Source organism: Daejeonella sp. AP26 (assembly GCF_056680515.1).
This window is the reverse complement of record NZ_CM155286.1, coordinates 2,040,595-2,064,831: the sequence shown is the minus strand read 5'-3', so window position 1 is coordinate 2,064,831 and position 24,237 is coordinate 2,040,595. Positions and strand designations below refer to the sequence as shown.

The following is a 24,237-nucleotide window of genomic DNA, read 5'->3' as shown; positions in this document are numbered from 1 at the left end:
ACTCAATTTTAAAACTATGTCGCGATTGTTTTTACTTGCCTTTTTGCTTTTATCGCCTGTTTGCCTTTTTGCGCAGGATACCATTACTTTTGACCGCGGGCTGGCCGTTCCTTCCGGCAGCCGTTACGGCAGGGAAGCAATTTATACCGATTTGTTAGCTTATAAATTGTCCAGGGGCGAAGCGATAGAGCCTGCTAACGGAAAAGTTTTTAGTACATCCGCCAAAGGGGATAAGCTGCTATGGCACGAAGTAGTGGCGGATAGTACCGGGAGGTTCAGGATATTCTCAAGAAGAAATTTTCAGCCGGTCAACAATCCCTTTTTGAACCCCGGAAGTGTGGACCGCGGCGCCGATTATTTGTACCTCAGCTATCGTTCGGATAAACAGCAAGCTGCCATCCTGAACATCGAAGGCAACAGCAGCGTGTATTTTAACGGTGTACCGCATATGGGCGATCCCTATCGGGCCGGCTACATGCACTTGCCCGTGATGCTCAGGAAAGGCCTGAACGAACTATATATCCGCGGAGCGAATGTACAAGCCAGGATTATTCTTCCCCAAAAGCTGGTATCAATTAATACGGATGATCTGACCCTGCCTAATATAGTTATGCATCAGCAGCAGTCACTCCAGGCGGCATTAACCGTAATCAACACTTCGGCTCAGGCGGCAACACAATTGCAATTACGGGCAATTCTTAACGGAAAAATGAAGACGGTAACCATACCCGCCATACCGGCAATGGGCATGAGAAAAGTAATATTTGAGTTCGATGCTGCAAATGTGACCCAAAAAGGAAAGTATGATTGCCAGCTTGTTTTATTTCAAAAAGGAAAAATATATGATGAAAAGACGATAAAGATTGAGGCGGTTGATGAAACCATGCACCATAGCAACACGTTTATCAGCGCTATTGACGGCAGTCTGCAATATTACGCCGTTACCCCGCAGCTAAACGGCATAAAAGACAATGCCGCCATGTTTCTTTCCGTTCATGGCGCCGGGGTTGAGGCCATCGGCCAGGCCAAGGCGTATCGTTCCAAAGAGTGGGGAACCGTTATTGCCGCCACCAACCGCCGGCCCCGGGGCTTTAACTGGGAAGATTGGGGCCGACAGGATGCATTAGAGGTGTTAAACATCGCCAGGCAAAAATATAAACCCAACCCCCTGCAAATTTATCTTACCGGCCACTCTATGGGCGGACACGGAACCTGGTTTCTCGGTGCTACCTATCCCGATAAGTGGGCGGCTATCGGGCCGGCAGCTGGCTACGCTTCCCTAAAAGACTATGGATCAGCCGATGGAAGAATACCTGACAGCAGCAGTTCTGTTGCCGAAAAATTGTTACTTCGGGCCGGCAATCAAAGTGATGTGCCTAAACTGGCCTTCAATTACCGTGAACTGGGCGTTTATGTTTTACATGGAGATAGCGACCGTGTGGTTCCGGTAACCTATGCCCGGCAGATGCGGGAAGTGTTAGGCGGCTTTCATAAAGATTTTAGTTACTATGAATATCCTGGCGGCGAGCATTGGTTCGGCGATCAAAGCGTAGACTGGCCACCGATGTTTAACTATTTCAAATGGCATAGTATTCCGCCGGATTCGGCGGTTAATAACATTGACTTTACCACTTCCAGCCCCGGCATTTCTGCTTCGTACAGATGGGCAACCGTTTACCAGCAACTCCATCCCTTAAAATACAGCCGGATTATTTTAACGAGGAATAAGCATCAGGTTACAGGTACAACAGAAAATGTGGCGGTCCTCAGACTCGCATTGAACAATTTCCCAAGCAATGCAGAGATAAACATCGAATTGGATAAAATGAATGTTGTTCGTTACAGAACAAAATCAACTAACGACACTGTTTTTTTTAAAAGGGACAATAAGGGCTGGAACTTAAGTTCAAGGCCCGATGCTTTTGAAAAAGGACCCGAACGCTATGGCACGTTTAAGGAGGCGTTTAACAACCACATGGTTTTTGTAGTTGGTACAATGGGCAAAGCCGATGAAAACGAGGTGAACTATAACAAAGCGCTTTACGATGCCGAAAGCTGGTATTACCGCGGCAATGGAGCGGTAGATATTGTAATGGATAAAGAATTTTTGAAAGGCAAATTTAAGGGCCGGAATGTAATTATTTATGGGAACTCCGATAATAATGCCGCCTGGAAAAGGTTGCTAAAAGATTGTCCTATTCAGGTTGAAAATAATCAAATAACGGCGGGCAGTCTGAAATGGACCGGTGAAGACCTTGCATCTTATTTTGTTTGGCCGCAAAAGGATTCAAAACTACTGGTGGGCGTAGTAACAGCAACAGGTGTTACCGGCATGAAAGCGGCTTATGCGAATCAATATTTCGCCGGGGGGAGCGGCTTTCCCGATTTTATGATATTTAACGCCGATATGTTAAAAGACGGAAGGAAAGGTGTAAAACTTGCCGGCTTCTTTAATAACCGATGGCAACTGGATGAACGGGAATACAGTTCTGAGTAGTAGGGAAATTACCGCAGAGTTAAATAGTAAGGGATAGGAACAAAGACTTTGCATGAGCGATTCATGAATTGATTACTCTGCCCGGAGGCCTAGGTATTAATTCACCAGTTTTCTTAGTTGCCCAAGCAGACCCGAGACCCGCCATGAAAGTTAACTTTCCTTCTTTGCTTTTAATAAGATGAGGCTTGCTGTTTTTCTTTTTAATAGGGTCTTCACACTGCCATTCGTAGAAACCCGATGGGATTATCTACTGAGTTATTGGGCTATTTTTATGCATTTTCCTGTATTTTTCAGGAGAGATTCCCATAAGATTTTTGAAAAGCCTTGAAAAATAGTAGGGATCCTTCATACCCAGATCTGCACAAATTTTTTTAATTGTATTATCTGTAAAGTAAAGGTATTGACACGAATTCTGAATTTTTAAAGCATTGAAGTACTGAATTGGTGAGCTTCCGGTTTTGGCTTTAAATATTTTGGAATAATAAGAAACTGAGAATTTCTGCTGCGTGGCTAATTGTTGGATGGTTAACGGTTTGTGTATGCTTTCTTTCATAAACTCAATGGAGAAAGCAACGGAATCTTTATCGAAAAAGGTTGGATTGGAATGCTTATAATAGATAAGGGATGAAATGAGTTCCAAAATTTTGATATTTGATATTTCAATTTCCCTTGTCTCAAAACTATGCTCCAGGATTGAGAAGATCTGATTAAAACCTGTTATTCTCTTTTCATCATAAGGTATAGAAGAAATTTCAGGCCCATTACCATTTGAATACCTCGAAAATAATAAATCTGAAAAATCTCCCGAAAAATGAACCCAGTATATACTCCACGGGTCATCCAAAGAGCTTTGGTACTTGTGAGGAATTGAATTGGGGATTATGAAAAAAGTGTTAGGGATGAGATAATATTCTTTATTCTCTAATACTATTTGCCCCTGTCCTTCAACACAATACAATAATATATATTCAGGACTCCCTTGTTTTCTTTCCCTGTTATGATATTTCGCATGGGGATAATATCCTATAGCTGTTAAATGAAAATTCCGCACGAATGGATTTTTAATTAAGCATTTTTTAATGTTAGGAGGTAACACAATCATTTTTTGTCCTATAAAACCTTCCTTAACTTTTCTTTTTGAGATCGTAATATTCTCCATGCGGGTCATTTCATCTAAATTTAATCTTATCAAAAATCATCGCGAAAGTACCTAAATGCGGCGATAGGCCTTTTAGTCTTTAAAGGCTTAATTAATTACAGGAGTAAATAATCCATCATTTAATACAGATTGTCCATTTTAAAAGAAATACTCTTGTCATAGTTTTGTTTAAGCGGTTATGATAAAGGATGAAGCCATTTTAGAGCTAAATTATTTAGGTTTATTGGGGGATACCGTGATAAGGGACTTTTCCTGTAAAAACAGATCGCTTAATCCTCAATCAATGGTTTTGTGGGTCATTTTATTCACTTGATAATGCAGATGCGATTTTTTCTAACAGTATGCCTGTTCTTTTTATCCTTAGGTGAGGGTTTTTCACAGCAAACTTTATCATTGGCCGGTATCTGGCAATTCAGGTTGGATCCTGACAGCAGCGGTGAAAAGCACCAGTGGCACACGGAAAGGTTTACCGAAATAATTAAGCTTCCGGGGACTACCGATGAAGGTCATAAAGGCATCAAAACATCAGGGCCGGATTATGGCGTTTTATCCAGGTCTTATAAATACATAGGTCCGGCCTGGTATAGCCGCGAAATAAACATACCGTCATCATGGGAACAAAAAAATATTGAATTGTACCTTGAGCGGGTTATGTGGGAATCAAAAGTATGGGTTGATGGAAAGCCGCTAAACATTCAGGATGCTCTTGCGGTTCCCCATCTGCACGATCTTGGAAAACTATCACCCGGAAAACATAAACTAACTATTCGTATCAACAATGATCTGATCTATAATATAGGAGATAAGGGACATGCTTACACAGAATATACCCAGAGTATCTGGAATGGTATCGTTGGTAAAATTGAATTACGGGCAAGGGAGGCGACACATATTACAAACCTCCAGGTATATCCTGATGCAGATAGTAAGGCTCTGCGCGTAAAACTGAAGTTAGACAATCCGGCTGCAGTAAAAGTAAAATATGCCATTACTGATCTGCAGAGTGGGAAGCGGGTTTTTAGCCGACTGGAAAAACTAACGGATAAGACCGAACAGGAGACGATTTTTCAGTTAAGGTTTCCAATCAAATTGTGGGACGAATTTTCACCCAACCGTTACAAGATCACTGCAACCCTTCAAAACAGCGATGCTGTTTCGGCCAATTTTGGGTTCCGAAGTGTTAAACACAGCCGATCGAAGATAATGATCAATGGCGCCTCTGTATTTATGCGCGGCAACCTGGATTGCGTGCACTTTCCGCTTACTGGTTATCCTTCCTGCGATGTGGGCGAGTGGGAACGGATATTTAAGATTTATAAATCCTACGGCCTTAATCATGTTCGCTTTCATTCCTGGTGCCCGCCCGAAGCTGCTTTTGAAGCGGCCGATAAGATGGGTATTTACATCCAGGCAGAAACGATCTGGATTGATTGGTGGATGACCTCTCCGCCCAAAGACCGCCCGGACATGGTAACAAAAGGGTTTCCGCAAGGCCTGGGTAAAAACCCTTCTGCCGATAGGTTTGTGCAACAAGAGTTACAGCGTATGCTGGATGCTTATGGCAACCATCCTTCTTTTGTAATGATGTCTATAGGCAATGAGCTGGGTAATTCTGATTTTGAAGCGATGCAGGGTTGGGTGAAAAAGCTGAAGGATCAGGATGACCGCAGGTTATATTCGGTATCTACAGCAAGAAAGATAATGCCCGTTGATGATTTCAGTGTAACACACCAGATCCCCGGAATAGGGGCCACCTATGGTATGCAGGGTCCGCATACTGATTATGATCTGGAAAAGAATTACTCAAAAAGTGATATCCCCATCATTGCGCACGAGGTGGGACAGTTTCCGGTATATCCTTTATGGAGCGAAATAAATAAATACACGGGGGTACTGAAAGCCCGCAGTTTGGAAGCCTGCCGGGAGTCAGCCCGCATAAATGGGGTAGAAAGCCTGGATTCTGTATTTCATTCTGCCAGTGGCGCATTGCAAAAAATCCTGTATAAAGCATTAATTGAAAACTTTTATCGTACCCCGTCATGCGCCGGCTTTCAAATGCTGAGTCTACAGGATTACCAGGGCCAGGGCGAAGCGTTGGTAGGTTGGCTAGATGTATTTTATGACAGCAAAGGCACAACTTCCCCCGAATATTTCCGGCAATATAACAATACAGTTGTACCACTGGCCAGGTTTAAAAAGTTTATTTGGCAAAGTACCGACACTTTCACCGCCGACATTCAATTAGCAAATTATGGTGCAGCCCTTTTAAAGAATGATTTACAATGGGAATTAATCACTAGTGATAACAAGCTGTTGGGAAAAGGTACCCTTAAAGGAATAGAAGTAAACCGTGGCGAACTCAAAACAGTGACACAGATTAGTGTTCCTCTTAAGGCCGTCAATAAGGCCATAGAAGGTAAAATCCGTATAAGTCTTCCGGGTACCTCGTTTAGTAACGAATGGTCGCTATGGTTTTATCCCCAGGATCTGCCCGCTTTAACCGCGTCGCGGGTTACTGAAACGGATAAGCTGGATGATAAAACATTGGCGGCGCTGCAAAATGGCGAAACTGTATTGCTATACGCGTCAAAGTTGGGTAAACCAGAAACATACAGACCTATTTATTTCGAGCCTTTATTCTGGTCAGCCGTATTTTTCCCCGGACAGGAGAACTCCACCTTAGGCTTAGTTGTAAATGATCAGCATCCGGCATATGATGCTTTTCCTACCGGGTCGCACAGCGACTGGCAATGGCAGGCCATCAGCAAAGGCCGGGCCTTTAAACTGAAGAACTGGCCTGCAGCGCTACAGCCGATTGCCCAACCCATCAGTGATTTTCATATAAACGAACGTTTAGGGTCTATTTTCGAAAGCCGTGTTGGCAAAGGACGCTTGTTGGTATGCGGTTACGATATTCAAAACAGTCAAAACGTTGTAGCCAAACAGTTACGTTATAGCTTGTTACAATATATGAGGAGCGAGGTTTTTAATCCGAAAGTGGACGTTGGCAGGGATTTATTGAAATCAAGTTTTCCCTTGGTTCAGGAAGCCGAAAGCAAAGTGCCTTTACCAGCAGAATTTTCCGATGCATTGCTATTTATTCAAGCTGGTGAGCACACACCAAAAAAGAGGGGACAATATCCCTGGAAAAAGGATGCTGATGCTTCAATGCTGAAACGCAACACGCGGTACGATGTTAAAAAAATTGAAGCAGTATGGCGATGGGACGATAAAGCCGCCTGGTTTGGAAAGGAGTTAGAAATTACGATCAATCCTCCGCAAGGGGTAATTGGAGAATTGTATATCCACTTTGCAGATTGGAACAATGAAGGAAGAGTGGCTGAAATAGTACTTGAAGGCAGGGAATCAGTGACAGGCAAGCTAAGTATGGAGGGCAAATGGGTCAAGCTATTCGTAATGCGGGAAGATACCAATGATGGTAAATTGAACTTGCACATTAAATCTTCAGAAGGCAGCAATGCGATGATTGATCAGTTGGTTTTTGTTGAAAAAAAATAGGGTTTAATTGATACAAAGCCAATTCACGAAACTCAGCTGGAAGTTCAAAAACGATCTTGATTTGAGACTACCTTCAAAATTTGACCTTTCAGAAGATGTATTTATCCCCTCTAATGTTCCCGCGAAAATAAAAATCCCCCTAACTTATTGAGTTAGAGGGATCAGGAACAGTTTGTTGTGGAGCCGGAGGGATTCGAACCCTCGTCCAAACATGGTACAAATTATGCTTTCTACATGCTTAACCGCTGTTGAATTGTCGGGAAGGGGAAGGTCAGAAGTTCACCTGTACCGTCTTCCGTAGGTGTTTTTTCTCGCCGGGTTATCACACCATTAAACCCTGGCCAGTTCTGTTGTTCGATGCTCCTGATGCTAAGTAACAGAACGGAACCTAGCGGAACAAAAGCTTACTTAATTCTAAATTAAGCAGCTAAGGCGTAGTTATTTTCGCCAACTGTGGTTTGAGAGTTCAGATTATAGCGCTAGTCTCACAACGCGCTGCATGCTTACATATTCATCTCCATCCTGTCAATTCCGGTCGGCCCCGGGATTGATTTGTAGTCTGCAGTTGCAGTAGCAGTTACAAACTTACAACTTAAAACTTACTACTTATAACTGTTTAAGTACCTGATCTTCTTTTTTTACTCTGCCTGGATAAATTGCTAAAGCTTTCTCCAAACAGATCATGGCACTCTTCAAATCTTCCTTATTCAAAACATATGCCAGCCTGACTTCATTGATCCCTGCGCCGGGGGTACTGTAAAATCCGGTAGCAGGCGCCATCATAACTGTCTGATTGTCATGTTCAAACTCTTCGAGAATCCACTGGCAGAACTTGTCTGAATTATCGATAGGAAATTTGGCTACGACGTAAAAAGCGCCTCCGGGGTTCGGGCAGAACACGCCGTCCATGCTGTTTAAGGAGTTCACCAGGATATCGCGGCGCTCGGTATATTCTTTATTAACGGTTTCAAAATAAGAAGCGGGGGTATCGATAGCGGCAGTACCGGCAATCTGGGCAACCATACCCGGACTTAGCCTGGCCTGGGCGAATTTTAAAGCTGCTGCCAGTACTTCTTTGTTTTTAGTGATCAGGCATCCAAGTCTCGCCCCGCAGGCACTATAGCGTTTAGAAACGGTATCCATCACCACTACATTTTCTTCCAGTCCGTCCATATGCATAGGGGAGATGAACTCTTTGCCATCATAACAGAACTCACGGTACGCCTCGTCAGAAAACAGGAAAAGATCGTACTTTAAACACAGAGTTTTAAGTTCGTTCAGCTCTTCCTGTGAATAAAGATATCCGGTCGGGTTATTCGGGTTGCAGATAATGATCGCTTTCGTTTTGTCCGTGATCAGTTTTTCGAATTCACTGATGGCGGGTAAAGCAAAGCCGTTTTCGATATGCGACAGGATGGGTTTAACCACCAGGTCACTCATGCAGGCAAATCCGTTATAGTTGGCGTAGAAAGGTTCGGGAATGATGATCTCATCGCCAGGATCCAGGCAAGCGCCCATGGCGATTGTGATTGCCTCAGAGCCGCCATTTGTCACCAATATATTTGCGGGGGTGATATTGTAATTTAACTTGTTGTAGTATTCCGCCAGCTTGCTGCGGTAGGAGAGTGTGCCTTCAGATGCGGTATAAGCCCAAACTTTGAAATCAATGTTCTTCACAGCATTAAGCATCACCTCGGGTGTTTCTATATCCGGCTGACCGATATTGAGGTGATAGACTTTTCTGCCTTTGCGCTTCGCCTCATCGGCAAAGGGTGTCAGTTTTCGGATGGGAGAGGCGGGCATATCATACCCTTTACTTGATATTTTTGGCATAGGCTGCAAAAATAAAAAACCTCTCCGTATAAGGGAGAGGTTTCAGTATTATATTTTTTGCTGATTAATTAGCAGCGACTACCTGGCCTTTAATGTATAAAAGCTTGTTTGGTGTACGGGCATTAGATTTAATTGTTACCGCTTTCGAAAATGAAGGCTGTACAGCCGCTGCATTAAAAGTAACAGTGATTGTACCTTTTTGACCTTTTAATATAGGTGTAGTGGTATATTTAGGAACTGTACAGCCGCATGATGACTCAATGTTTGAAATGATTAAGGGTTCTTCACCTGTATTAGTGAATGTGAAATCATAACTTACGGGTTTCCCCTGAGGTATCTTTCCAAAATCGTGAGTTTCTTTTTCAAATTTAAACTCAGGCTTATTATCGGTCTGCATCGCAGTGAATGTTATGAAACCGATAATTACTGCACATAAGGTTAGTATTTTTTTCATGTTTTAGTTGTTTATACAAATATAATTTAATTATTTAATTCAAAAAGCATTCCAAATAAAACCTTTGTACGTAACGATTCGGCTGTTTGTTGCCATATATTAATTAATAGGGGATATTTATAAAGGAGGAAAGTTCATTTGCTGGAGGGTTTTATTAATTTTGAACAATTCGGAAGAAATATGGCAGAAACAGGATTGATAGAAAACAGCACTGTGAGTTCATCAGAACTAAGTTTTGACGATTTTAAAAGCATTATAATCAAAGATTATAAACTTGCTTATGAAAGCCGTCAGGCTAGTCTTTTAGGACGTAAAGAGGTGCTTACCGGTAAAGCGAAGTTCGGTATTTTCGGTGACGGTAAGGAAGTAGCACAGTTGGCTATGGCTAAAGCGTTTAAAGACGGCGACTGGCGTTCCGGATATTATCGCGACCAAACTTTCATGTTTGCTACCGGTATGTCAACAATCAGCCAGTTCTTCGCCCAGCTCTATGCTCATCCGGATGAAGAGGCGGAGCCTGCATCTGCCGGCAGGCAGATGAACGGTCATTTTGCTACCCGTACATTGAATGAAGACGGCAGCTGGAAGGACCTTACGGCAATTAAAAATTGTTCAGCAGATATTTCACCCACAGGCGGTCAGATGGCGCGGCTGGTAGGGTTAGCTTATGCTTCTAAGCTTTATCGTAATAATAGTGAATTGGATTACCTGACCGATTTTTCGGTTAATGGTAATGAGGTGGCCTTCGGTACTATTGGTAATGCTTCGACATCTGAGGGTGTTTTTTTCGAAGCGATTAATGCTGCCGGGGTTCTGCAAATACCAATGGCGGTATCTATCTGGGACGACGCTTATGGTATCTCCGTTCCTTCGGAGTACCAAACCACTAAACAGGATATTTCAGAGATCTTAAAAGGTTTTCAGCGGGATAAGAAGGGGGAAGGTTACGAGATATTTAAAGTTCGTGGATGGGATTATCCGGGTCTGTGTGAAACCTACGAAAAGGCGATCCAGATCTGTCGCGAAAAGCATATTCCGGTAATGATCCATGTGATTGAAGTAACTCAACCGCAGGGCCATTCTACTTCAGGATCGCATGAGCGTTATAAAGACAGGGCGCGTTTAGATTGGGAAGTGGAATACGATTGCCTGGTCAAAATGCGTTCGTGGATGCTTGAGTCGGCAATTGCCACTGAGCAAGAGCTGGAAGAACTTGAGAAAACTGCAAAGCTCTACGTTCGTGAGTGTCAGAAAAATGCATGGACAGCATTTAACGCATCTATAAGAGCAGAGGCCAATTCAGCCGTTGAACTTTTGGAAGTATTCCCGTCGGATGAGATTAAACGGATTGGTTTGGGTTTGCGGTCTATAATGGATCCTACCCGTAAAGAGATTATTAGTTCTGTTCGGAAGGCATTGCGCCTTTTGAGATATGAAACGTCGCCGGCTAAAGATGATTTGCTCAATTGGTTTAGTAAGGAGGCTGAAAGCAATCGGGAACGATTTAATTCGAAGTTGTTTACCGGGTCTGCAGAATCTCCATTAAATATACAACATATCCCATTAAAAGTTGATGAGAATGCCCGTCCGATTGACGGCCGCGGGGTTCTTAACGCTTGTTTCGATGCTAACTTCGCCCGTGATCCGCGAATTATAGCGTTTGGCGAAGATGTCGGTCATATTGGTGATGTGAACCAGGGCTTCGCAGGGTTACAGGATAAATATGGTACTAACCGCATTTCGGATACCGGAATACGTGAAATGACTATTATTGGTCAGGGCATCGGCCTCGCTATGCGCGGTTTGAGGCCAATTGCTGAGATTCAATACCTTGATTACTTGTTGTTTGCGCTGAATATTTTAAGTGATGACCTGGCAACATTAAGCTATCGCACCAAAGGCGGGCAAAAGGCTCCATTGATCATCAGGACAAGGGGACACCGCCTGGAGGGGATCTGGCATTCAGGGTCACCTATCGGTATGCTCGTAAACTCTCTAAGAGGTGTGCATGTTTGCGTTCCCCGCAATATGACACAGGCAGCCGGAATGTATAATACTCTTTTGCGTGGCGACGAGCCGGCGTTGGTAATCGAGTGTCTGAACGGATATCGATTAAAGGAAAAGGTGCCTTCAAATATTGGTGAGTACACGGTACTATTAGGAAAAGCAGAAGTTGTTCAGCAGGGAACAGATATAACTGTCGTATCGTACGGATCGACACTGCGGATAGTTCAGGAAGCTGCAGAGGAACTTGAAAAGCTGGGAATCTCGATCGAGATTGTGGATCCTCAAACTCTGCTTCCTTTTGACACAGAGAAAGTTTGTGTAACTTCTTTAGAAAAAACAAGTAAGATATTGGTTGTAGATGAAGATGTTCCCGGTGGTGGCTCCGCTTTTATTCTGCAGCAAATCCTAGAAGCACAGGGCGGTTACTACCACCTTGACGGTCAGCCAAAAACGCTTACAGCCAAAGCCCATCGTACACCTTACGGCTCTGATGGAGATTACTTTACCAAACCTTCAGTTGATGATGTGATTGAGACCGTGTATGCGATGATGAAAGAAACTAATCCTGATAAGTTTCCCGATCTGTATTAAGGTTGAAGGTTACAGGGGGAAGGTTGAAGGACTGGCAATGATTTCTGCGATTTTTATTAATGAATTTTGTCTTAAAAAATAAAATACCGGTTCAGTTGAACCGGTATTTCTCGTTTATACGAGTACGCTCATTTAAAATTCGATCTGCCCCCTGATCTCACCACCGGGATTAGCCGGCGTATGGATGTTGACATAGTACAGGCCATTCAATAAGTCCGCCTCTTTAATAGCAACCTCATCAACCGTCACTGAATTTGTAAACGTCCCGGCGACGGTTTTAGGAAGCAACGCAGTAAAGTCGTGCTTAATTCCTGCATTCACACCGCGTGCGGCTTCACCGTGGATATGCGATCCGACTGGATTGCCGCTAAGGTCTTTCCAGGTAACGGTGTATGTAAGCACTTTGGAAGTTTTGTTGTAGGAAATATCCATAGTTCCGCTTGCACCTGTATTCTTAACCGGCACTTCTTGTGCACCTTCCAGTTTTAAGCCTTTTTTAGTGATGATCTCGGGTTTTTTGAATTCAATTTGTCCCCTGATCTCGCCACCGGGATTTAAAGGTGTGTGAAGATTTAAATAATAAAGCCCATTTAGGAGCTCCGCTTCTTTTATCGCAACTTCATCCACGAGTACCCAGTTTGTAAAAGCTCCAGATGTTGTTTTCGGTATAAGCGCTGTGAAGTCGTGCCTGATGCCTGCATTGACGCCTCGTGGAGCTTCTCCATGAATGTGAGAGCCTACTATATTGCCGGATAAATTTGTCCAGGTAATATTGTATGTTAAGATTTTTGAGGTTTTATCGTAAGAAACATCCAGGGTTCCGCAAGCTTTAATGTTTTTAGGCGGTACTTCCTGTGAGCCTTCCAGGAGTAAGCCCTTCTTTTTGATCACTTCATGCTTGGTGAATTCGATCTGTCCCCTGATCTCGCCGCCAGGATTAAGTGGTGTATGAATATTCACATAGTAAAGGCCACTGAGCAGATCTTTCTCTTTAATTGCCACCTCGTCAACCAATACGGTATTTGTGAAAGTGCCTGATTTCGTTTTAGGAATAAGTGCTGAGAAATCATGTTTGATGCCTGCGTTTATACCACGCGGTGCCTCTCCGTGGATATGTGCACCTATCGGGTTATCCGTTAAAGCAGTCCAAGTGACGGTATAATTTAATATTTTAGTTGTTTTGTTGTAAGAAACGTCAAGCGTGCCACAGGCTTTCGTATTTTTTGCCGGGACTTCCTGACTGCCCTCTAAGAGCAGGCCTGTTTTGCTGATGATCTCATCTTCGGCAGATGGAGTGATGAGTGTGTCATTTTCTTTTGAACACGCTAATAGGAGAACAATAGCCATGACTATCGTACCCATAATCCTGTTGAAAGTTTTCATTTTGTCCCATTTAATTTAATAGAAACGTTAGCTGGTAACTGAAATTTCGGGATTGAATTGCCGGGAATTGAAAGCTAAGAAAGTGGCTGGAATCAGGATGTTTTTTGGCTTATTAAATTTAATTATTTCGAATTACTAATTGTCATAACAAGTTGAAATTGTGCATACTATGCACATTTGATCATCGCTTTTATGAATAATATGTGCATTGGTTAACTGAAATAATTGCCGTAACTTAAAGTAAAGGCGATGATGCCATCAAAATAGCATTATGGAAAAGAGAATCAATTTGAACTGTGGGGAAGAAATAATTTCTGACACCCCTGGCATTTATCAAAAAAGTGCGGATACTCTTGCTCAAGGACCCGGGACACTGAGGCGTTATATTTTATCATTGACACTATGTTCTTGGGCGCTCCTGTTGCCGGCGATATGTCTGGCTCAAAACGATGAAACGGATAAAATAAAGAAGGTAATTAAAGCTGAAACAGAAGCTTATGTGAAGGCTGATGGTAATGCCTGGCAGGCTACCTGGTTACATGATGCCAGTATTACCCGCACGTTTATTTCTACCTATAATTATTCGATAACAACAGGTTGGGAAAATTTCGGCCCCGATGCATTGACTGAATTTTAAAAACGAAAACCAGACGCCATAACACTTAGTAACACTAATTACCTGATAAAAAAGGACGAGAATATTGCATGGGTTGAATATGATCAGGTATTAAAAGGTGTCGACGATACTGCCATTAAATACGTATCACACGAGTACCGGGGGCTGGAAAAGAAAGCGGGAGACTGGAAGATCTTCTCTCAGATCACTGTGAATATGGATAGCTATGAGTTCACACCGGTCGCTGTTGAAGATAATTTCAACACTGTAGGTTATCGATTTTTAGAACATAATATGGTAACAGAGGCGATCGAAGTATTCCAGATGAATGTAAAGCTTCATCCTGGTGCGTGGAATACATATGACAGCCTCGGCGAGGCATACGCGATAGCTGGACAAAAGGACCTTGCTATTAAGAATTATCAGCGCTCTGTGGAATTGAATCCGAAAAACGAAAACGGAATAACGGCGCTTGCAAAGCTTAAGTTAAAATAGCCTGCGATCTACTGGTACATATTAATTGTTTATTTCTTCAAAAACTTAAGCAAAGGGCCAATAAACTCGGGGTAGGATTCGATATGTGGCAGATGGCCCACATTATCGAGTTCAACAAGTTCAGAGTTCTTAATTTTTGCTGCGGTTAATTTTCCAAGTTTGGGATAGTTTCCAAGCAAATTCTGGATTTCTTTTGATGCCTTATTTTTACCGAGTGCAGTGCGGTCACGCTGACCAATGATTAGCAGGGTGGGCGCATTGACCTTGTCGAACTCATAGAGAACAGGTTGAGTAAAAACCATATCATAGGTTAACGCTGAATTCCAGGCAATCAGGGGATAATCAATATCGTTGGTCCAGCCTGCCAGCATGCTCATCCATTTATCATATTCCGGTTTCCACTTATTATCGTAATAAAAATTAAGCTGGTAATTCTTGATCTTATCATAAGTTTGAGCAAGTTCCGCCTGATACCAGTCGTCGACACTTTGATAAGGAACATGCAATTTCCAGTCTTCAAGACCAATAGGGTTTTCGAGTATCAGCTTTTCTACGGTCTGTGGATACATTAGTGTGAAGCGCGTAGCGAGCATTCCGCCCATTGAATGGCCAAGCATGCTTACTCTCTGTATTTTTAGTGTGTTAAGAATAGCCTTTGTATTTTGGGCAAGCAGCTGGAAGGTATACTGTATGTTATGCGGTTTGGAAGATTTACCGAAACCGATCTGATCAGGGATAATAACGCGGTAGCCGTTGTCGGAAAGGTCTTTGGCGGTTTGCTCAAAATATGCACCATTGAAATTCTTTCCATGAAGTAGCAAAATGGTTTTTCCGTTTGCATTCTGGGGCTTCACATCCATGTAAGCCATCTTTAATAATTCACCCTGAACCTTGAGACTTATGTACTCTACGAGATATGGGTATTGAACCGTTTCGAGGTTTAGGCCAAGGGGTTTACTTTTGTCAATTTGCGCAATTGCGGGGGTTTCAATTATGAGGAATAGCAGCACCGGGATTAATAATCGCATAGTTGTGTTTCAGTGGAGAATAAATAAAGAGCAAAGAGCAAAGATAAATGAGAAACGGGAGAGTCGAGGAATTAAAAAGCCGGCAGAAAAACTGCCGGCATGTCTTTAGTTCTTTAATTTAATTGAAATAATTCCCTGAATAGATTGTTTCCCTGCACGTTCACAAAGCTAATTAATAGCAGCCAATGCAGCATCTGCCGTAATCAGTCCACTCCCGGTTGCATTAGTTCCCCAGGCTATTGTAACCCCGTTTACTAAACGGCTTCCAGCCCCCATAGGAATTGCGGCTGCTTCTAAAGTAGTTTCAGCCTCCGTTGCTGTTAGGCTTGATTTTTTTTGGGCCATTAAAGCGACAATTCCTGCTACATGCGGACTGGCCATAGAGGTACCTGAAAGAAAGAAGTAAGATAACTGTCCACTATTTACCTGGTAAGGTCCAACGACCCGCCTACCCGGGGCCACAACATCAAGATCTTGTCCCGCCAACTGTCTGCTGGAAAATAAGGCGATATAAAAATCATTCAGATTAGTTGGATCGGAGACATTGTTAGCATACCACCAATCAGGGGTTGATAACTCTGCAACCAAGCCAGCGGCGGCCACACTTATTACAGGTGCGTAAGCACCAGGGTATCCCATTCCCTGTTCACCCGAATTGCCTGCGGAAGCCACTATAATTACACCCTGCCTTATGGCATAGTCGATAGCAGCTTTCTCAAGTGCATCTAACGCCGGCCCGCCTAAACTCATATTGATCACAACAGGAGAGTTTCTTAAGGTGCCGCTTTTCAAGTTAGCGATATATAAAATTCCTTGAGCAACCACTGATGACCATCCACTTCCGTTTTGGTTTAATACTTTTACCGGGATGATAGTCGATTTGGGAGCTACGCCATTGAAATAGTTAGCACCAAGTTGAAATCCAATAATAGTGCTTGTCACGTGTCCACCATGGGAGTTTTGGTCATGTTCCCACTTGTTGGGTTGTTCAGATACATTACCCACTTCCCCGCCACCGCCACCGAAAGACTTTGCATATTGCGTAGCAATTCTTTCTTGTGGAAAGTATTGCCTCCAGGAATCCGGTAGGCCTGTATCCAAAACACCGATGTATACCCCCGTTCCATTATGAGTTTCTGTCCTTCCTTTACCTGGTTCAGTAACGTTTACAGCATCCAGGTTCCATGTGCTCAGACCCCCGGAAAAGTCAGTAATTGCAATCGGATCCACCGGAGAGCCATTTCGTTCGGCATCAGGATTAGCATGACTAACATACGCCAGGTTTCTAATTGGGGTTAGGTTATTACTTGCTATTCTCATAGTTAAGGCATTAATTTCAGGGAATATTTCGAGAATACTGCCATATTTCCTCAAATCATTTAATCGCGCGTCAGTGACCGCTGTATTAAGTAAAACATTAATTCCTATACGTCCGTTCGTTTGTGCCAGACCTGAAGCCTGCAGGCGTTCAGGAGAGCTGGCTACACTATTTTCGCCCTCTTGATAGGCTGTTTGTTCTTTCTGGCAACTGGTTACAATGACCATGGCGAATAGGAGTAATGCGAGTGGAATTGATAGATTTTTTTTCATCTTGGGTGATTTTAAAGTGAAGTTCCATTTAAATTTTTGGCAGTATCATTTTTGGTGCGGAAAACGGATCTTGATAAACTCAAAGATTTATATTTTAAATCCCGGGCTATAAAGCGATAGCTGATAATTTAGTGTTCTGAGTTAGAACAGGATTAGGCCTCTTAAAAAAGGGTAGAGCAGATGTCTTAATATTAATGAATTTAGAACATACTTGCCCCAAATCAAATTTTTAAGGGATATTGTGTACTGAAGGCAGCAAACTGTATAATATAAGTGAGAGAAAATAACACATTTGATTAATAAACTTATATTTCTTATTAAAGTGTTGCTATCCATCCCAACTGCGTTTGAAAAAGAAAGTAATCTAAAACCGGTTTTTGTAATTGTCGGAAAGATCAGCTATTGCGCTTACCTATATTTGGGAAACTGATTTTGGTGTACAGGCACTTCTTTGTTTAGGCAGAAGAATAAACGCTTATTCCAGCTTTAATGATTTGCAATGCTAGTTGCAAGCTTGACTCTTCAACATTTGGATTGAACTTTTATTTACCATAAATACTTGCGTGTGATTGCTAATATTATTAGTATTTTTGTTTTAATGTCAGAAAGAATTCGAGAGAAATTACAAATATTGGCGGACGCGGCCAAATACGATGTGTCCTGCTCGTCAAGCGGGAGCAACCGTAAAAACAAAAACCAGGGATTAGGTGATACAAGCAATGGGATTTGTCATACTTACACCGAAGACGGGCGTTGTGTATCATTATTAAAGATCCTCTTTACCAACGTTTGCATATATGATTGTGCATACTGCGTTACCCGTAAAAGCAACGATATTAAACGGGTTTCGTTTACAGTACAGGAAGTAGTTGATTTAACGATTAATTTTTACCGCCGTAATTATATTGAAGGGCTGTTTTTGAGCTCCGGGATATTTAAGGATGCTGACTATACCATGGAACGTTTGGTTAGGGTAGCCCGGAAGCTGAGAACAGAACATAATTTCAATGGCTACATTCATTTGAAATCCATACCAGGAGCAAGTGACGAGCTAATGCATGAGGCTGGCCTTTATGCTGACCGTCTGAGTATCAACATAGAGATTCCGACAGAAAGCGGCTTGAAATTGTTGGCACCGGAGAAGAACCGGAAGGACATGTTCCAACCCATGACATATCTCAAGAATGAAATCATTCTAAAAAAGGAAGAGAAGAGACTTTTTAAGAAAACACCCTTGTTTACTCCGGCCGGACAAAGCAGCCAGATGATTATTGGGGCGGCCCAGGAAACCGATAAGCAGATTATGTACACTGCCTCACGTTTATATTCCGGCTTCAATCTGAAGCGGGTATACTATTCGGGATATGTACCTGTAAGTAACGATAACCGGTTGCCAGGCCTAGGAAGTGCCGTTCCGATGGTTCGCGAAAACCGGTTGTATCAGACTGACTGGCTGATGAGGTTTTACGGTTTTAATGTTACCGAATTGCTCAACGATGCCAATCCCCATTTAGATCTGGACATTGATCCAAAGCTTAGCTGGGCCTTGCGCAACCTTAATTGCTTTCCTGTGGACATCAATATGGCAAATATTCACCAAATTTTGCGTGTGCCCGGTATTGGGATGCAGTCAGCACATAAAATAGTTGAAGGACGCAAATTTCAGAAGTTTTCCTGGGATCATTTAAAGAAAATTGGGGTGGCCTTAAACAGAGCACGGTACTTCATTACGTGCAACAGCCGGGAATTTGAGCGACGTGATTTGAGTAGTACCAAGATCAAGCAATTCATTCTTGCCGGATCCAGTAGTAAGTATTTAAAGAATAGTGTGCAGCAGCTAAGCTTATTTTAATGAAAATTTACCTCTATGATAGTACCTGGGCAGGATTTCTGACCGCTATCTTCGAAGTTTATGAGCGGGGTAATAGCGATGCGAGTATTACAACTGTAAACCGTTTTTTGCCCGACGCATTCGCCATGCCGTATTATGTTGTGACAAATGATCTTAAAGCCGGTAGGGTATGGTCAGGCTTGTCAAAGAAACTTTCAGCGAAAGCTTCAAGATCGCTTTACTCTGCATTCCTGTCTGAATTGCCGGGTATAGAAAATGTCCTTTTCGCTTATGTGCGCCTGGTTTTTGAGAAGTCTGAGTCACCCGAACGGGCCTACGGCGATGCCAACGTTTTAAAGGTAAGCCAGGTTGATAAAATGGTTCATCGGGAAAAGCACAGGATGGAAGCATTTGTGCGGTTTCAACTATTTAAAGACGATTTGTATTACGCTGGCATTGAACCGGATTATAACGTTTTGCCTTTGATTTCCAGTCACTTCAGACGCAGATATGCCGACCAGCGTTGGCTTATTTACGACCTAAAGCGTAATTACGGCATCTATTATGATCTTGAAAAGGTTGATGAAGTGACTTTAAGCTGCGCAGAGGATGTTTATGTGGGATCGAAAGAGGATATATTATTTCATCAGGATGAAGCCTTATATCAAACGCTCTGGAAGGATTACTTTAAACACGTTAATATCAAGGAACGGAAAAACGACAAGCTACATTTACAGAATGTGCCTAAGCGATACTGGAAGCACTTGACTGAAAAGGATCTGGGCTGATTTGTAAGAAGGTCACTTTAAGCAGAAGTGTAAATTATCCGAATTGTTCAATCATCGTTCGGAAAGTCAGGTTAATACGTGGCCGGTTAACTTTTTTAGTAGGAGGAAGCCGGTGAAGCCAGTGACTCTGTGTTGTATCTTTCATGACCAGAAGACTGCCATGTTCTAATATCAATGAAATTACCTGCTTGCTGGTTTTGTGTTTAAAAGCAAACTTACGTTCAGCACCCAAACTGATCGACGCAATGGTAGAATTCTTCCCTAACGACTTTTCGCTGTCGCTATGCCAGGCCATACCTTCGTCACCGTTGTGGTAAAGATTCAATAAACATGAATTGAAGGTTGTTTTTGTCTTCTGTTCGATGAGGGTTTTCAATTCGATCAGTTCTTTTGTCCATGGCAATGCTTCTTTGGTGGTATTTGAATAAGTGTAAGCATAATTGTTGTCCCCATACCAGGCGACCTTGCGTTTGGTGATAAAGTGCTTCCCCATTATAACCGCCTCATCATGTTTCCAGCTAATCGAACTTAGTAGGATGTCGAAATAGCTGTTTGCGTGTACAGCAGTTAGCACTGTGCCATGATAATTGACAGTTCCGTCCGATGGCAAAATGTTGATGTTTTCGCCTGACGTATTGCTAAAGAGATTCATTTTTCCAGATTTGATATTGGTGGTTCATACAATTTCCACAGGGACGATATCCCTGTTCTATGGCCTCCTGTTCAGAAACAAAGAATACCCTTGTTGCTTTTTTCATTCGTTTGCCTGACTTACAATCTAAGGAACCATAAATTTTAAGACGTTTATTACCGCCCACGCGAACTGTCATTCGCCTTATTAGCTGGCGAATTTCATCATCGCTTACTTCCTGACGGCTGATCATTTTAGTGCTGGTATTCTGGTTACTGTTAAAGTAGTTATATCAAGGCTTCCTCAGCATTTACTTGTGCTGCCTCCCAGCCAATCATCGCCGTTTTGCGGGCGCTTCCCCAATGGTAGCCCCCAACCACACCCGACGATTGAATAACGCGGTGACAGGGGATTAAAAACGCAACAGGATTAGCTCCGATTGCTGAACCTACAGCGCGTGAGGCTCCCGGACTTTTAATATGCTTTGAAATGTCACCGTAAGTAGTAAGTCTCCCCACTGGAATCTTCAATAAAGCTTCCCAGACCTTTAGCTGAAAATCTGATCCTTTAAGATGAAGTTTAATCTGATTCAGTTGATTCCAGTCTTGCTTGAAAACATCCAGAGCCTTCTGCTGGTTTGTGCCCAGCATTTTTTCATAAGAAGCATTCGGGAACTTAGCCTTTAAACTTGCAAGGGCCTCTGTTTCGTCCTGCACAAACGCTATATGACAAATTCCTTTAGATGTAGACCCGACGATCAAGTCTCCGAAAGGACTTTGGTCAAAGCTGAAGCCAATGGCAAGATTTTCTCCACCATTTTTGTATTCCCCCGGTGTCATTCCTTCAATGTTGACAAACAGGTCATGCAATCTGCCCGTACCTGAGAGCCCGGTTTCGTTAGCAGTGTCAAATAGCGATGCCTTGTTGTCAATGAGAAGCTTTTTTGCATATTCAACAGTTATGTACTGCAGAAATTTCTTTGGACTTGTACCTGCCCACCGGGTAAAAAGTCGTTGAAAGTGAAAGGAACTTAAGTTCACTTTTTCAGCTACTTCGTCTAATCCGGGTTGATTTCTAAAATTACTTTGGATGTATTGTATTGCTGCGGTAATTCTGTTGAAGTCTATCCTTTCCTGAATTTTCATATCCTGATACTGTTAATCAAGGTAAATGTAAGGATGATAGGTTAATCAGTATACCCGAAAATTGCGGAGTTTTAGACAATCGATTTAAATATATGCGAATCAGCCGGTATTACTACATCCCGCCTTCTCTTCAACCATTTCGCTACTTCATACCAGATTACAGATAAAAACCCTACGGAAATACATAGGCCAACCTGCGACAAACCTAGGGGCTCAAATTCGAAGAATTGTGCCAGCGGTTTCACAAAAAGCAATAGTGCGGAAATTAAAATTGTGACAGCAATAATTACCGGTACCAGATCATTTTTATATTTTATGGTGGTTATAATCGAGTAATAAAAGGACCGGTTTACAAGGGTAAGAAATATATTAGCGGCTATTAGAACACTGAATACCATTGTGCGGGTAATTGATTCATTAAAGCCCTGCTGGACAGAATATTGATAAACAGTAAGTGTACCGGCAGTGATCATCAATCCCTGGATGATGCTGATGGTTATTTCTCTCCAATTAAAAAAGGTGTTAGTAAAAGGCCGGGGTTTCTGAATCATTGTATTTCTTTCGATAGGCTCATTCTCATAAATAATCGAGCAGGTAGGCCCCATGATCAGCTCAAGGAAAATAACGTGAGTGGGAGAGAAGATGTTCGGATAGATCCAGCCGAGGGCGAGGGGAATAAATACCGTTAAGATAATGGGAATATGAATAGAAATAATATATTGAATTGCCTTTTTTAAGTTGTAATATATCCTTCTGCCCATAGCTATTGCTTCCACCATTTTTGACAGATCATCTTCTAGTAATATTAGGGAAGCTGCGTGTTTAGCGATCTCAGTTCCCTTTTTACCCATAGCCACTCCTATATGTGCAGCTTTTAAAGCCGGCCCGTCATTAACACCATCTCCTGTCATCGCTACGATTTGATTATTGGCTTTAAGGGCATTTATGATCTTTAATTTAGCTTCGGGAAACATTCGGGTGAAAACATTCGTTATTTCTACTTTCTCCCGAAGTTCAGCATCATCCAATTGCATAAGCTCGTCACCGCTTATACATTGTTGATATCCTTTAAACCCAATTTGTTTGGCAATCGCCGCGGTTGTGGCTGCATTGTCCCCGGTCACCATTTTTACCGCAATGCCAGCGGAATAAAAGACTTCAAGTACATTTTGAATGTTCTTTTTGGGAGGATCATAAAAAGCAACAAGTCCCTTAAAGGAAAAGCTGAATTCCTGTTGGCTGGAAGGGAAGTTTGTGCCGGTAAAAGAGGCTGTAGCTACCCCTAATACCCGGTAGCCATCAGTCGCCATTATCTGGAGAGCATCTTCTATTTGTTTTCTTTCAATCGCCTTGAGAGTTGAAATATTCATTAAGGCTTCCGGCGCACCTTTGGCGGCTATTATTCTATTTCCAGAGACGTCTTCAAATAAATGTGTCATCATTGGGGGTTTGCCTCCCAATGGATATTCGTGGATCATTTTAAAGAGTGGTCTTTCGTCATGCGTAGTGATTTGCGAGTAAGCTTTATGCAAAGCAACTTCCATGGCGTCAAATGGAATTGGTTCACTGGCCCACATAGCAAGCCGGATCAGTTCCCGTTCACCATCAGTCAGATTCTCTTCCAGGGTGGATATACTTTTTGATCGCAAGGAATAGACTTTGGCCAGACTCATCTGGTTTTCAGTGATGGTACCGGTTTTATCGGTACAGATCACCGTGGCACTGCCGAGAGTTTCGACAGTTTTCATCTGTTTTACAACAATACCTAGTTTCATCAACCGCCAGGCGCCCAGAGCCATAAAAGTGGTAAATGCTACAGGAATTTCTTCAGGAAGAATACTCATTGCCAGAGTGAGAGCCTTAAGCAGGCTGTCTAAAATGTCGTAGGATTTAAAATAATTTATACCCCAGACGATCAGGAATACCGCAGCTCCAGCGATCACCATCTTTTTTACAAAATTCCCAATTTGTATTTCCAGAGGTGTCTTTTCGGTTTTTATATTTTCAAGGCTTTTACCAATCTTGCCCAGTTTAGTTTGGTTGCCAATAGCAGTCACGGTCGCGATCGCTAACCCGCTTGAGACGGTACTACCCCGATAAACGAAATTATCTTCCTTATCCCTGTCTTTGTAAACGGGTAAAGACTCGCCGGTAAGGATAGACTCGTTAACAGAAAAGTCATTCGAATGAGCGATAATACCATCAGCAGAAATTGAAGTGCCCTCTTCGATCATCAGGCTATCTCCAATAACCAGGTCTTCGCCGGGGAGCTCCACAACTTCACCATTTCTAATCACTGTAGATTGGGTTTGCGAGAAGTCTTTTAATTTCTCTAAAGCTTTACGGCTTCTTGAATCCTGGTACAAAGAAATGGCAGAGACAATGATAATGGCTGAAGCGAGAAAAATGCCATCACCAGCATCTCCTATTATGAAATATGTTGTAGATGCCACAAGCAACAGAAGGACCATAGGTTCCTGAGCAAGGGTTTTGATAGCCTCAATAAACCGATTTTCCTTTTTATAAATCAATCGATTACTGCCGTGTTTTTTCCGGGATGATATTACCTGCTCGTCTGTTAATCCGTTGATGTTAAAATTATTAGCAGGCATTGTGAATCGCTCTATTCTAGATCAAAAGATTTATACGGGGTATTCCGTAAGATAATAA

At 42.5% G+C, this 24,237-nt stretch carries 18 protein-coding genes and 1 other RNA gene; 7 read left to right on the top strand and 12 right to left on the bottom strand.

Annotated features, from left to right (window positions below; genetic code table 11):
• The first annotated feature begins 16 nt into the window (after positions 1–16).
• The gene (locus AC1MCB_RS08885) at positions 17–2,497 is read left to right on the top strand and encodes an alpha/beta hydrolase-fold protein (RefSeq protein ID WP_479968392.1); all 2,481 of its coding nucleotides are present in this window, start codon (positions 17–19) and stop codon (positions 2,495–2,497) included.
• 61 nt (positions 2,498–2,558) lie between these two features.
• On the opposite strand, the gene AC1MCB_RS08880 is transcribed toward AC1MCB_RS08885, so the two are convergent.
• Together AC1MCB_RS08880 and AC1MCB_RS08875 are read right to left on the bottom strand one after the other, a co-directional pair.
• On the bottom strand, positions 2,559–2,702 hold the full coding sequence (locus AC1MCB_RS08880; RefSeq protein ID WP_479968725.1) for a hypothetical protein: 144 nt from the start codon (positions 2,700–2,702) through the stop codon (positions 2,559–2,561).
• Between the two features lie 42 nt (positions 2,703–2,744).
• Complete coding sequence (locus AC1MCB_RS08875; protein ID WP_479968391.1) at positions 2,745–3,656, bottom strand: AraC family transcriptional regulator; 912 nt, start codon at positions 3,654–3,656, stop codon at positions 2,745–2,747.
• 321 nt (positions 3,657–3,977) lie between these two features.
• Between AC1MCB_RS08875 and AC1MCB_RS08870 the strand changes: the two genes are divergently transcribed.
• Positions 3,978–7,175 carry a glycoside hydrolase family 2 TIM barrel-domain containing protein gene (locus tag AC1MCB_RS08870; protein ID WP_479968390.1) on the top strand — a complete coding sequence of 1,066 codons (3,198 nt, stop codon included), beginning with the start codon at positions 3,978–3,980 and terminating at the stop codon, positions 7,173–7,175.
• 175 nt (positions 7,176–7,350) lie between these two features.
• Here AC1MCB_RS08870 and ssrA read toward each other — a convergent pair.
• The 3 genes from ssrA to AC1MCB_RS08855 all read right to left on the bottom strand — a co-directional run bounded on the left by ssrA (position 7,351) and on the right by AC1MCB_RS08855 (position 9,462).
• Positions 7,351–7,718, bottom strand: a transfer-messenger RNA (tmRNA) gene (gene ssrA / locus AC1MCB_RS08865).
• 63 nt (positions 7,719–7,781) lie between these two features.
• Positions 7,782–9,008, bottom strand: a complete 1,227-nt coding sequence (locus AC1MCB_RS08860; protein ID WP_479968389.1) for a pyridoxal phosphate-dependent aminotransferase — start codon at positions 9,006–9,008, stop codon at positions 7,782–7,784.
• Between the two features lie 64 nt (positions 9,009–9,072).
• Positions 9,073–9,462: a DUF1573 domain-containing protein gene (locus AC1MCB_RS08855; RefSeq protein WP_479968388.1), complete on the bottom strand. Its 390-nt coding sequence runs from the start codon at positions 9,460–9,462 to the stop codon at positions 9,073–9,075.
• A 180-nt stretch (positions 9,463–9,642) separates the two neighbouring features.
• Here AC1MCB_RS08855 and AC1MCB_RS08850 point away from each other — a divergent pair, with 180 nt between their 5' ends.
• A complete protein-coding gene (locus tag AC1MCB_RS08850) occupies positions 9,643–12,060 on the top strand; it encodes an alpha-ketoacid dehydrogenase subunit alpha/beta (RefSeq protein WP_479968387.1) in 2,418 nt (805 codons plus the stop codon).
• A 132-nt stretch (positions 12,061–12,192) separates the two neighbouring features.
• Here AC1MCB_RS08850 and AC1MCB_RS08845 read toward each other — a convergent pair whose 3' ends face one another.
• Positions 12,193–13,443, bottom strand: coding sequence for a CHRD domain-containing protein (locus AC1MCB_RS08845; RefSeq protein WP_479968386.1), 1,251 nt, complete (start codon positions 13,441–13,443; stop codon positions 12,193–12,195).
• 271 nt (positions 13,444–13,714) lie between these two features.
• Between AC1MCB_RS08845 and AC1MCB_RS08840 the strand changes: the two genes are divergently transcribed.
• Both AC1MCB_RS08840 and AC1MCB_RS08835 read left to right on the top strand, forming a co-directional pair.
• Positions 13,715–14,080 (top strand): hypothetical protein, encoded by a 366-nt coding sequence (locus AC1MCB_RS08840; protein WP_479968385.1) that lies wholly within the window; start codon positions 13,715–13,717, stop codon positions 14,078–14,080.
• Between the two features lie 195 nt (positions 14,081–14,275).
• The gene (locus AC1MCB_RS08835; RefSeq protein ID WP_479968384.1) at positions 14,276–14,554 is read left to right on the top strand and encodes a tetratricopeptide repeat protein; all 279 of its coding nucleotides are present in this window, start codon (positions 14,276–14,278) and stop codon (positions 14,552–14,554) included.
• A 29-nt stretch (positions 14,555–14,583) separates the two neighbouring features.
• Here the strand turns inward: AC1MCB_RS08835 and AC1MCB_RS08830 are convergent, their stop codons facing one another.
• Positions 14,584–15,582, bottom strand: a complete 999-nt coding sequence (locus AC1MCB_RS08830) for an alpha/beta fold hydrolase (protein WP_479968383.1) — start codon at positions 15,580–15,582, stop codon at positions 14,584–14,586.
• Positions 15,583–15,750: 168 nt separating this feature from the next.
• Positions 15,751–17,172, bottom strand: a complete 1,422-nt coding sequence (locus tag AC1MCB_RS08825; protein WP_479968382.1) for a S8 family peptidase — start codon at positions 17,170–17,172, stop codon at positions 15,751–15,753.
• 598 nt (positions 17,173–17,770) lie between these two features.
• On the opposite strand from AC1MCB_RS08825, the gene AC1MCB_RS08820 reads away from it, so the two are divergent.
• Positions 17,771–19,024 carry a putative DNA modification/repair radical SAM protein gene (locus tag AC1MCB_RS08820; protein WP_479968381.1) on the top strand — a complete coding sequence of 418 codons (1,254 nt, stop codon included), beginning with the start codon at positions 17,771–17,773 and terminating at the stop codon, positions 19,022–19,024.
• Positions 19,024–19,791 (top strand): TIGR03915 family putative DNA repair protein, encoded by a 768-nt coding sequence (locus AC1MCB_RS08815; protein WP_479968380.1) that lies wholly within the window; start codon positions 19,024–19,026, stop codon positions 19,789–19,791. The genes AC1MCB_RS08820 and AC1MCB_RS08815 overlap by 1 nt, the downstream gene beginning before the upstream one ends.
• Before the next feature lie 34 nt (positions 19,792–19,825).
• Here the strand turns inward: AC1MCB_RS08815 and AC1MCB_RS08810 are convergent, their stop codons facing one another.
• The 4 genes from AC1MCB_RS08810 to AC1MCB_RS08795 all read right to left on the bottom strand — a co-directional run bounded on the left by AC1MCB_RS08810 (position 19,826) and on the right by AC1MCB_RS08795 (position 24,179).
• Positions 19,826–20,443 carry an alpha-ketoglutarate-dependent dioxygenase AlkB family protein gene (locus tag AC1MCB_RS08810; RefSeq protein ID WP_479968379.1) on the bottom strand — a complete coding sequence of 206 codons (618 nt, stop codon included), beginning with the start codon at positions 20,441–20,443 and terminating at the stop codon, positions 19,826–19,828.
• Positions 20,430–20,549 (bottom strand): hypothetical protein, encoded by a 120-nt coding sequence (locus AC1MCB_RS08805; protein WP_479968724.1) that lies wholly within the window; start codon positions 20,547–20,549, stop codon positions 20,430–20,432. Before AC1MCB_RS08805 ends, AC1MCB_RS08810 begins: the two co-directional genes overlap by 14 nt.
• A 160-nt stretch (positions 20,550–20,709) precedes the next feature.
• Positions 20,710–21,567: a bifunctional helix-turn-helix domain-containing protein/methylated-DNA--[protein]-cysteine S-methyltransferase gene (locus tag AC1MCB_RS08800; protein ID WP_479968378.1), complete on the bottom strand. Its 858-nt coding sequence runs from the start codon at positions 21,565–21,567 to the stop codon at positions 20,710–20,712.
• Between the two features lie 71 nt (positions 21,568–21,638).
• Entirely contained in the window at positions 21,639–24,179 is a 2,541-nt protein-coding gene (locus AC1MCB_RS08795) for a cation-translocating P-type ATPase (protein WP_479968377.1), read from the bottom strand.
• Positions 24,180–24,237 lie beyond the last annotated feature (58 nt).

What these genes read in the sequence shown, in the direction of transcription:
- AC1MCB_RS08860 (WP_479968389.1), bottom strand. Translation starts at nt 9,008, where the DNA reads ATGCCAAAAATATCAAGTAAAGGGTATGATATGCCCGCCTCTCCCATC.
- AC1MCB_RS08850 (WP_479968387.1), top strand. Translation starts at nt 9,643, where the DNA reads ATGGCAGAAACAGGATTGATAGAAAACAGCACTGTGAGTTCATCAGAA.
- AC1MCB_RS08815 (WP_479968380.1), top strand. Translation starts at nt 19,024, where the DNA reads ATGAAAATTTACCTCTATGATAGTACCTGGGCAGGATTTCTGACCGCT.
- AC1MCB_RS08825 (WP_479968382.1), bottom strand. Translation starts at nt 17,172, where the DNA reads ATGAAAAAAAATCTATCAATTCCACTCGCATTACTCCTATTCGCCATG.
- AC1MCB_RS08800 (WP_479968378.1), bottom strand. Translation starts at nt 21,567, where the DNA reads ATGAAAATTCAGGAAAGGATAGACTTCAACAGAATTACCGCAGCAATA.
- AC1MCB_RS08840 (WP_479968385.1), top strand. Translation starts at nt 13,715, where the DNA reads ATGGAAAAGAGAATCAATTTGAACTGTGGGGAAGAAATAATTTCTGAC.
- AC1MCB_RS08820 (WP_479968381.1), top strand. Translation starts at nt 17,771, where the DNA reads ATGTCAGAAAGAATTCGAGAGAAATTACAAATATTGGCGGACGCGGCC.
- AC1MCB_RS08870 (WP_479968390.1), top strand. Translation starts at nt 3,978, where the DNA reads ATGCGATTTTTTCTAACAGTATGCCTGTTCTTTTTATCCTTAGGTGAG.
- AC1MCB_RS08835 (WP_479968384.1), top strand. Translation starts at nt 14,276, where the DNA reads ATGGATAGCTATGAGTTCACACCGGTCGCTGTTGAAGATAATTTCAAC.
- AC1MCB_RS08805 (WP_479968724.1), bottom strand. Translation starts at nt 20,549, where the DNA reads ATGAAAAAAGCAACAAGGGTATTCTTTGTTTCTGAACAGGAGGCCATA.
- AC1MCB_RS08875 (WP_479968391.1), bottom strand. Translation starts at nt 3,656, where the DNA reads ATGGAGAATATTACGATCTCAAAAAGAAAAGTTAAGGAAGGTTTTATA.
- AC1MCB_RS08830 (WP_479968383.1), bottom strand. Translation starts at nt 15,582, where the DNA reads ATGCGATTATTAATCCCGGTGCTGCTATTCCTCATAATTGAAACCCCC.
- AC1MCB_RS08795 (WP_479968377.1), bottom strand. Translation starts at nt 24,179, where the DNA reads ATGCCTGCTAATAATTTTAACATCAACGGATTAACAGACGAGCAGGTA.
- AC1MCB_RS08810 (WP_479968379.1), bottom strand. Translation starts at nt 20,443, where the DNA reads ATGAATCTCTTTAGCAATACGTCAGGCGAAAACATCAACATTTTGCCA.
- AC1MCB_RS08885 (WP_479968392.1), top strand. Translation starts at nt 17, where the DNA reads ATGTCGCGATTGTTTTTACTTGCCTTTTTGCTTTTATCGCCTGTTTGC.
- AC1MCB_RS08845 (WP_479968386.1), bottom strand. Translation starts at nt 13,443, where the DNA reads ATGAAAACTTTCAACAGGATTATGGGTACGATAGTCATGGCTATTGTT.
- AC1MCB_RS08855 (WP_479968388.1), bottom strand. Translation starts at nt 9,462, where the DNA reads ATGAAAAAAATACTAACCTTATGTGCAGTAATTATCGGTTTCATAACA.